The following is a 7055-nucleotide window of genomic DNA, read 5'->3' as shown; positions in this document are numbered from 1 at the left end:
CATTCGTGGACACTTCCCACCCTCACAAGCCAGACCTCCTTCCAGATTCGGCGAACAACATCACCAATGGAAGGCGGCCCTCGGCGGAGGGGTACCACGATGAGCAAGACCGACCCGATCAAGAGCGATAAAGAGACGGTGCCATCCGCGTCCGAGGCGCCGACGTTCCCGCAGGTCCGGCATCTGAAGGAGTCCGATTTATCCGAGGAGGCGCGCCAACGCATCTTCCGCTGCCTGGCGGCGGCGCCTTCCCCCTACCGTTCCAACGGAAGCGGGCCCAACGGAAGCGGACCCAACAGAGGCGGGCGGCAGGTTCCACATTGGAAAAAGGCCCCGCCAAGCGACCCAAAGCCCAAGCTGACCGTTGACGAGCCTGTCGTCACCACCTCGGCCAACCGGACCAGGGACGACGCGTGACGGACGGCACGGAAGTCCACGCCCTGGCGGAAGATCTTTACCAAGCCGGCAATACGACGGGCGCCAGGCAGAATGGGCCGTCCCTGTGGATCAGGTCGATCACGTGCCGGGGGAACCCGCCACCTCGTCGGCCGTTACCTGGAAGTTCGTGAGAGTGTGCTGACCGAAAGTAAGCGACAGCGGCACATCCGCCGCGTCCCGGCCCCGGGCAACCAATATTCGTCCGATACGGGGGTCGTTGTTGCGCGGATCGAAGACATGCCAGCGTCCGCCGGACGGGCCCTCCAGGAAGACTTCAATCCAGGCGGCAAAGTCCTGGGGCGCATGCGGTTGCGGCAAGCCGATATCACTGATGTATCCAGTGCAGTACCGGGCGGGGATGTTGAGACAGCGGCAAAAGGCCAGCGCCAGGTGCGCATAATCGCGGCAGACCCCCCGCCTCTCTTTGAAGGCCTCGGCGGCTGTCCGCGTGGCTCGCGAATGCTCGTAACCGAAACTGATGTGATCATGCACATAATCGCAGATGGCCTGCACCCGCGCCCATCCGGGGGGCGACTGCCCGAATAATTTCCAGGCCGTCTCCGACAGCAGGTCGGTCTCGCAATAGCGACTGCCCAGTAGGAACACCAGGGTTTCCGGCTCAAGGTCGGGGATCGCGACTTCGCGGGCGCTGGCGTCGCGGGTGTCCCATTGGCCGCTGTCGCGGATGATGCCGTCGGTCCGGATGGTGAAGCGGCCGGCTGGAGCCACCAGACGCGTACACCAGTTGCCGAAGCCGTCGTGATAACCGGCCATCGGCACGGGAGGATCGGTCACCACCGTGTCCGGTTGCGTCAGATCGTTCACCCGCGACGCATGAACATTCAGCATCAGGATGATGGGCGTGACCTGCGCCAACTCATAGGTCATGAGGCAACCGACACGAATTTCCACAAATACCTCCGGCCGGATTGCTGATCATTATGGAAGAAGACAAACCCCCGGTGTGGGGTTCCATGAGCATGGGTGTACGCGGAGTCCCATGCAATCCATTATTCGATCGCCTGAAAGGGCGGCGTCAGCGCTGGCATCCGTGAGGAAGGGAGCCCAACCCGTCAGATGAAGGCCCCGATCCGTATTTGCCCAGGTAGACCGTCTCGCGCCGTCCATTGAGCCGATAGTCCAGCCTGAACGAGAGGGAGCCCGAGGGCGCAACGCGCACATACATGCCGTCGCGGTCCGTCACCTTGTAGATTTTCTCTTGTGGTTTCAGCGCCTTGAGCGCCGCATCCGTCAACATGATATGCCACCTCCAAAAAAGTACCGTCACGCGGTTTTGGGGGGCTCTCGTCGGAAAAGCCTGCGTATTGTCAGCAGCTTAGCGTGGAAAAAGTACCGTCAGGAGCCTCATCTGCCCTGACGGTACTTTCAAATTTGCGAGTGATCAATATGCGCAAGGGCCGTCAACCAGGCCGCCGGTTCTGATCTCTACCCACCGATAGGTGCCGATAGTTAGAGACCGAAATATTTATTTTTATCAGTGGTTTAGATCGTGCTCTGGCGTAGTTTCGGATACGCTCGGATAGGCCAAAATCACTCCCACTCTATTATTGATTGGGAGCATAATGCCTTGAAATATCGTCATTAAAAATATTTTTCGCGGCGACATACCGTCAGCCATCCCGGCAAAACCGCTGGCTTTTGAAATTGTTGGATTTTTCCGGGATACCCCGAAAAACCGTACTTTCGGGGACTATCGTCAAGCGAGAAACGCAGGAAACAATCTGGCTCGGCCCGTGCATCCCGCCAATTTCACGATGTAGCCCTATCATCAAAGCAGCCAATTGTCACGCCGACCAGAGCGCGAACGGCTCGCGCATTGTCACCAAGTCAGTCGTTTTTCGCGCTGATAGCTTTCCAGCCCCACGTGCTTCGCTTCTTGTCGAAATTGATAACGGCTAGGCCTTCCACCCGATCGCCATCGGCGATCATGGATTCTGCAACGACATCCGGCGGAATAAAGATGCCAGCGGAAGTGAAGCCGAGGCCATTACGGACTTCGACGTCGTCGTTGAAAGGCTTCAGCACATCCGTTCCAGGCGATCGGGTGGCAGAGGAAACCGACAGCGCCCGGGTCCGCGTACCTTTCCGGCTGTGATAGCGGGTCGCCCGAACCGCAACAGCCTGTCCTATCGCTGCTGAACCGGCAAAGTCGGCCAACGGGAACGTGCCGTCGATTCCCTTAGCCACCACAAAATGGAGGAGCGACTTGGCCCGGTTGAGGTGATCGATCACGCCGCATAGTTCCGGCACAACGTCATCGCTGGCGCCGTTCCGTGGCTGAATCCGATGCACCATGACCTTCCATGGTTCGGCGGCCGACACCTCCATCTGCACCTTGATCGGAGCGCCCGGCCGGCAGCCCCGCACGTCCGGGTGCCCCGCAGAGACGCTGATTTCTAAAGGCAGCGGGCTGGCCTTCACGAATATCCGCCGGCGTGTCCGATCCTTCTGCCCTTCCTGCCCCTCGATCACGAATTCGTCGCCGACGGATGCATCGGTCCAAGGGAGATGGGCGAAGAGCAACTCCTCGGCGCGCGACTTGAAGCGATCGTAGAACGAACGGCCCGAGGTAGATGGTGCCGCGGCAAGGAACCAGGCGCTTTCCGCCATCCGCTGGGCGTCGATAGGAATGCGGGTGCCCTCGCGACGTCTATGTTTGATCACCCGTTCCACTTCAGCTCTCGCCTCACCGGGATGATCAGCGGCGACCAAGGCAGCGAACTTGAGACGCAGCTTGCTGACGAACGTGTCGTCCTCCGAGCAAGTCAGCGCCTTCGCATAGCACGAGAGGCGCATAGCCGGCTCCACCTCAAGGTCGCCGATCAACTCCCAGGTCCAATATTCGCCTGCCTTGCTGCGGGCGAAATCAGTCGCGAGCAGTCGAGCCTCATCTAGCCGTTCGAGGCCGCGCAGCAACTTTACCATGTTCAACTTCAGCCAGACGTTCTCAGGGAACAGCTCCAGCCCGCGCTCAAGGTAGGGCAGGATATAGTTCATCTCCGCTGAAGATCCGCCCTTCGCAGCTTCCTTGGATGCGCGTTGCAGCACCGTTTCCGCAAGCGGGGGGAAGGTCTTGCCGTCGTCGAGCCGGGACTCCTCGAAGTCCTCGCGCCGGAACGAATCCAGACCCCACAAGCGTGCGAATGCGGGGAGGCGAAGATGGTCGCCATGGGACAACCGGACCGCCTGCTGCATCATGCAGCTATGTAATAGACCGGACTCCGAGATGCCGAGCTTGAGATAGGTGTTAAGGTGCCGCTTGACGGTATCGATGGCGCTCGGCGCCAAATCCTGCCCCTCAGCCGCTCGGAAGATCGCCTGGGTGGCCCGATAGAGCTCCCAGCCGAAAGCAGTCTTGTCGTCCTTGGTCAGAGCGCCTTTCGCCATGAGTGCCGCAAACGCGCCAACGGCCTTGTCGTGCTGGCCATCCTTGCCGAGCTTCCGCGCTGCCATGACGGCACGACGATCATCGTCGACCAATGCCAGCGCCCGCTCTCGGTGTTCGGCGAGAAGCTCATTTCCACTAGGGACCTCAAACTTCGTCAGCAGGCTCAGATAGCCGTGCAGCGATGCCTGATCCCGGTCGGCGGCATGCCGCTTCACGAGATCGATCAGACACCAGCCGTAGGCGCCGACCTCCCATTCGTTCGCCTCGGGCGCCGCAACCAGTTCCGTGGCGAGTTTGAACGCTTCATCGAGTTGGCCGCCCTTGCGTAAGGCTGTGACCTGCTGCCCCGGCTTCACGGGATGACCTGCGCGGTGAGTATCTCAAGCACCTCGGGCAACAACGCACCCGCTGGGGCGCCCTGCTTTCCCCCGATGTTGATCGGCATGCATTTCGTGAACCGATCTCGTCCGTCGTAGAAGACATCGACGACGGCAGCATCACCGCCACGCGAGAAGGTGTAACGCTGGCTCCACGCCTGTTCCTTCAATCCCACAATGTGGATTTGGCGTTCCCTGAGAAGAGGCAACAGGCGGTCGTGGAACTGTGCAAGGAAAGGCCGGCTCGGCGATTGCAGGCCCGACAAGCCGCCCGTGCCGGCGACTGGCAGTGCCGAGCCAATTGACTGACCGACCAACGGCCGAAGAAGCTCGCCTAGCTGCTCGCTGAAAGCGCCTGCGGGCGGAACAGCCACCGCCGTAATCTTGAACTTGCCATTGTAACTGATGTTGACGCGGGCGGTGTCGAGGTCACGACGCAGGTAGAAGGCTTCCTGGTACTGGTGATGCGCGACATCGTCGATCTCGATGCCCGTCTCCCCGAGAAGGTCCCGCACGCGCCCCAGAACGTCGAGGCGGAATGCCTCCTGGGGCGATACGATTGAGGCGGCATCTCCCGCCTGCGCAGCTGCCGAGAGCTGCCCATCCGTCGATGTCGTCGATACCTCCGAAGGCGACCACCAGTCAGGTCCGGCGATCTTCAACCTGACTTCGGGCGGGTCGATCATATACAGCTTCCCACTTGAGCGGGTCATGGCCGTATAGAGCCAACGGAAATACTCGGCCGATCTCGGATTCTGGCCAGACGGGCAACTCACGAACACATGCCCCCATTCGCCACCCTGCGCCTTGTGGCAAGTCACCGCGTAGCCGAACTTTACGCGGAGCGCGTTAAAGTACGGGTCCTGGCGTATGATCTGGCTGAGGCGTTCTCGGTCGTGGCCGCGCTTCAGATCCGGGTGACGCTTGAGGAAGTCCACATAGAGCGCGCGCTGCTGCGCAGCGTCGAGCCCGGCCCCGCTATCGTGAAGATGATCGTCGAGGATTTTCGCGGTCAGAACGGTCTCGCCGCCATCTGGCAACGAAACGGTTATCTGGATGTCGCGGAACACTAACGACACCTCAATGACTTCGACCGCCCCGGTCTCCTCGTTACGGTATCGGAGATTGACGGACCGCCGCTCCACCATGGTTTCCGCATCGACGACGTCGACAAACTCACCGTTAGCCAGGAAACTGCCGTTCACAACGGTGTTGGCGGTGACGATCAGCCGATCACCGGCCGCCACGAAGTCACGTCGGGGGAAAAGAGCATCCCTGATCGCCCGGTTGTAACTGGCCGCTTCGCTGTTAGACCGCGTAATAACGATCGGAATGTTCGCTTCGCCCGTAGAGCGTGCCGCCATATATAACGGGAGAACCTCGTCGGCACGGAGACGCAGGACATCTTCGTCGAAGTCGAAGCTGAGGCTACCAAATGTACCCTTTGAAAGACTATCGCGAAGCGGCATGACGTTACGGATAATCCCGCTATCCGCCTTCTGCCGCAGCACCTCCTTCAACTCGTATTCGGCCGCATCTAACCCGAGGTGTTTGTGGAGGTACTCAGTATCAAGCGCTGGGGAGACGGACATCCCCACCGGGTGAAGCTGAGCGGGATCGCCTACGAGGATAATCTTCCGGTCGGTCTCACCATGCTCGAATCCGACATAGCTGATCAGGTCACGCAACAGATATCCGGTGCCAGAACGGAAGAACTCGCTCTCCGAATAGACATCCGAGAGAAGCGACGCCTCGTCCACGATATACACCGTGTTGGCCTGATCCTGGTTGGAGGCAATCTCCGCATAAAACTTGAACGTCTCCGACCCGAGCTCCTGATCCCCCTTCGTATATTCCTTCAAGTCGCTGAAGTTGTAGATTTGGCTATGCACAGTCCGCGCATCGCGTCCGGTCTTCTCCGAAATAATCTTCGCCGCACGCCCGGTCGGTGCTGCGAGGCGGAAAGCGCGCCCTTGTGTCGAAAGATATTCGGTAATGCCCTTGGCGAGGAAGGTCTTGCCGGTGCCCGCATAGCCCTTGAGCAGAAATACACGCTGCTTCGGACTGGCGAGGAATGTGGAAAGCGCGTCGAGGCAGGCGGCCTGATCGCTCGACAGACTTTCCGTAAAAGCCTCATGAAGTGTGATGCCGGTCCGAAGTTGGCGCACTCTCGGATCGACTTCCGCCATTGCGCGAGAGACCTGTTCGCGTATGCGCCGGACGCGCTCCTCAGGAAACTTGAGTATGTTCGATGACTTACCCGGGACCGTCGGCTGCCGCTCGGCAGACACGTCCTGCGCTTCCACCATGGAGGGAACCGAGAGGGGATTGGCGTTCTGCCTCGGTGGAGTCAGCCATTCGACGTCGGGACGCATGAAGCGGCAGAACCAGCACGAAAGAGACCAGGCATCTTCCAGAAGAGCTTCAGCCTGTGCGGGCGTGACCTTCCCATTGTGCGCGGCGTTGTTGCCGACCTTCCGGATAGCGTGAAATTTGGAAAGGAGACGGGCGTCGAGCAGGTCTGCGTTCTCGAGTAGGACCAACCTGTCGAAATGCGAATGCGCCGGGTCGTACTGAATTCCCAGTTGGCCAAACAGTTTGACGACCATTGCCTCCGTAAGCCCACGCAGCCGGATGGCCACGAGATCCGGCTCATGCGGCCCAGCCTGCTCCGCCTTTCTCCCGAGATCATGGAGATCCGGCCAGAACCGATGAAGGAAACGGAAGCTATCGGAGTGATCTTCGATCATTTCGCTGCACTCCGAGCTACAATGCTCGCCGGAATGTCAGACGCACCCGTTATCGTCACTACACGCCCCCTCATCGTCGTT

General features: G+C 60.0%; 5 protein-coding genes. 1 reads left to right on the top strand and 4 read right to left on the bottom strand.

The features are described 5' to 3' along the window. Window positions 1–99: 99 nt before the first annotated feature. Entirely contained in the window at window positions 100–417 is a 318-nt protein-coding gene (locus tag FBZ89_RS22605; protein ID WP_145752381.1) for a hypothetical protein, read from the top strand. Window positions 418–516: 99 nt separating this feature from the next. Here the strand turns inward: FBZ89_RS22605 and FBZ89_RS22600 are convergent, their stop codons facing one another. From FBZ89_RS22600 to FBZ89_RS22585, 4 genes are all read right to left on the bottom strand, one after another. After that, window positions 517–1326, bottom strand: a complete 810-nt coding sequence (locus FBZ89_RS22600) for a transglutaminase-like domain-containing protein (RefSeq protein WP_211115315.1) — start codon at window positions 1324–1326, stop codon at window positions 517–519. A 148-nt stretch (window positions 1327–1474) separates the two neighbouring features. Next, a complete protein-coding gene (locus tag FBZ89_RS22595; protein WP_145752378.1) occupies window positions 1475–1696 on the bottom strand; it encodes an Arm DNA-binding domain-containing protein in 222 nt (73 codons plus the stop codon). Between the two features lie 590 nt (window positions 1697–2286). Beyond that, entirely contained in the window at window positions 2287–4203 is a 1917-nt protein-coding gene (locus FBZ89_RS22590; RefSeq protein ID WP_145752376.1) for a DUF7017 domain-containing protein, read from the bottom strand. Further along, complete coding sequence (locus FBZ89_RS22585) at window positions 4200–6974, bottom strand: ATP-dependent DNA helicase (protein ID WP_145752375.1); 2775 nt, start codon at window positions 6972–6974, stop codon at window positions 4200–4202. Before FBZ89_RS22585 ends, FBZ89_RS22590 begins: the two co-directional genes overlap by 4 nt. Window positions 6975–7055: the final 81 nt, after the last annotated feature.

The organism is Nitrospirillum amazonense (assembly GCF_007828045.1).
Classification (GTDB): Bacteria; Pseudomonadota; Alphaproteobacteria; order Azospirillales; family Azospirillaceae; genus Nitrospirillum; species Nitrospirillum amazonense_C.
The sequence above is the reverse complement of the archived record's forward strand: the minus strand, read 5'-3'. Positions and strand labels throughout refer to the sequence as shown.